The organism is Paracoccus isoporae (genome assembly GCF_900101865.1).
Classification (GTDB): Bacteria; Pseudomonadota; Alphaproteobacteria; order Rhodobacterales; family Rhodobacteraceae; genus Paracoccus; species Paracoccus isoporae.
The window spans coordinates 1-2,424 of record NZ_FNAH01000028.1 but is presented as its reverse complement, the minus strand read 5'-3'; the positions used below and the strand labels follow the sequence as shown (position 1 = coordinate 2,424).

Annotated in this window: 1 protein-coding gene and 1 tRNA gene; one reads left to right on the top strand and one right to left on the bottom strand. The window is 59.8% G+C overall.

Translation table 11 applies throughout. The features are described from left to right. Window positions 1-93: 93 nt before the first annotated feature. Window positions 94-170 (top strand) — tRNA-Met (locus tag BLT73_RS16910). Here BLT73_RS16910 and BLT73_RS16905 read toward each other — a convergent pair. Then, window positions 127-1,782 carry a recombinase family protein gene (locus BLT73_RS16905; RefSeq protein WP_245727397.1) on the bottom strand — a complete coding sequence of 552 codons (1,656 nt, stop codon included), beginning with the start codon at window positions 1,780-1,782 and terminating at the stop codon, window positions 127-129. The genes BLT73_RS16910 and BLT73_RS16905 overlap by 44 nt on opposite strands. Window positions 1,783-2,424: the final 642 nt, after the last annotated feature.

Here is a 2,424-nt window from a genome sequence, read left to right as displayed (position 1 = left end):
CCAGATCTGAAAAGAAACGCAATCTCTCGAAACGATCACAAACAACCCGCACCATCCAAAAGATCGGTGCAACAGCGCACCAAGCGCAACCGGCGCGGGGTAGAGCAGCCCGGTAGCTCGTCAGGCTCATAACCTGAAGGTCGTAGGTTCAAATCCTACCCCCGCAACCAACACTAATTCTCCAATCTTATCAACGCCTCCGCCGCTCGCGCCCGGTGCCGCGTTGCTGTTCGCCCGCCGCATGACCTGCTGCAGCGGCTGACCGGTCGCCAGACGCAGCAGGCTCGCCAATGCGCCATGCAGATCGATCAGCAGTCCATCGCCGTCAGGATCTGGCGTCAGAACGATCTTATCGACGAGCGCGCGCAGTGCTTCCTTCGCCTCCTCCATGTCCTCGGCATCGGTGAGGCCGCGGATCAGCTGGCCGACCCGGTCGCGATAGGTCTTGGCCATCGACGGATGGATCCGCAGCTTGTCGGGCGCGGCGGCGGTTGCGAGCAGCTTCTCGATCTCCTTGCGGCGGCCGTCCAGCTCGATCATCCGGTCCTTGACCTGTTCTGCCGGCACGCCGGCGATGATTGCATCGACCAGTTTCTTGTGATCGCCCGTCACCCGGCGAAGTTCCTTCTCCAACTCGGTGCGTCCGGCATTGGCTTCGGCCATCAGTCGGTTGCGCTCGGCGGCGTATTCTTCATAGAAGATCTGGACGACCTCCGGGTCCATCAGGTTGTTAGCAAGAGCGGTCAGCACGCGGTCATCGAGATCCTCGCGCTTGATCGAGCGCATGTTCGTGCAAACCGCCGGGCCTTTCTTGCGCGCCGCCGAGCAGCCGAAATAGTGCTGGCTGATCTTGGAAAACCCCGAACCGCAGCAACTGCATTCCATCAGCCCGGAAAACAGGAATTTTGGCCGCCGACGATCCCAGACCTGGGTCTGGGTGTTCTTGACTTTCTGTTTGCCTTGCCGCGCGCGGACGGCCTCCCAGAGATCCTCGTCGATGATCCTGAGTTCCGGGACATTGGCGATGACCCATTGCTCCTCGGGGTTCAGCCGGGAGACCCGCTTGCCGGTCTGCGGGTTTTTGACATAGGTGAGCCGGTTCCAGATCTGTCGGCCGATATAGAGCTCGTTATTGATGATACCGGTGCCACGATCCCGGTTGCCGTGAATCGTGGATGTGTTCCAATGCGCGCCTGACGGGCCGGGGATGTCTTCATTGTTCAACTGCTCGGCGATCTTCTTGGGCGAGATCCCCTTTGCATAGTCCTGATAGATCCGACGCACGATCTTGGCATGATTCTCGTCGATCACCCGATCGCCCCGTATCTGTTCGCCGTCGTCGTTGTATTTTATGACCGACCGATAACCGTAAGTCAGGCCACCGGCACTCTTGCCCAGCTTGGCGCGCCCGTGAAGCCCACGGCGGGTTTTTTGGGAAATGTCCTGTATGGCCCTGGCGTTCATGGCGCCAACGAGGCCGACGTAAATGTCGTTCACCTCATTCTCTCTGATCGTCCAGATCGAGATGTTCAGGAAGCGCAGGTTCTGGAATATGCCGGCTATATCGGCCTGGTTGCGGCTGAGGCGGTCGAGCCCTTCGGCGACGACCACATCGAAGCGGCACGACTGGGCATGGCGCATAAGCTTCTGGATACCGCCGCGCATCATGCTGGCGCCGGATATCGCGCTGTCTGAATATGTTTCTACGACCTCGAAACCCTGACGCGCTGCATAGTCCCGGCAGGTTCGGATCTGATCGTCGATCGAGGCCTTGCGTTGCATATCGGTCGAATAACGCGCGTAAAGCGCGGCGCGGAGCGGTTTGGTCATGTCAGGGTCTCCTCAGGGGAGGGCAGGAAATCTCAGCGCGCGGCTTGATCGCGCTCGGCTCCATGATCGGCGCGGGCGGCGGCGCGCGCAAGAGCCCGGATGAGATCAAGCCAGGCAGCGCGGTCCTTTGGATCGGTGGTGACAACAGGCGCGAGCGGGGCGTTTGCCCCGATCTCACGCTTGCGCATTGCGCGATGTTGTCTTGCCTGAGCCAAAGACAGTTCTCTCCTGTTCCGCGCGAAGGTGATCTTCGGCGGTTACTGCTGTGCGATCCGGTATGTTGGCCGGTCATGAGACTATTGTAGATCATCGTGAGACAGTCCGAAGCGTCGGGGCGTTTATCCACAGGTCCAAACATGTGGATAACCGCCAAAAAAAGGGAAAAATCGGGGTTGCGGGGCGATTTTTTGGGTTCACGGGCGCCATGCCGCGACCCGACGCTCCCGATCCGGAAAACGGTAATCCTCCCCTTTTTAACGGGGCGTGGCTGTAGAATTCACGCGGCCATTTTCAGCTTCATGGCGGGTGTGATCCCGCCGTTGCCCATGTTGGGACGTTCGTTGTTATAGGTCCAGAGCCATTTGGTGGCGGTCC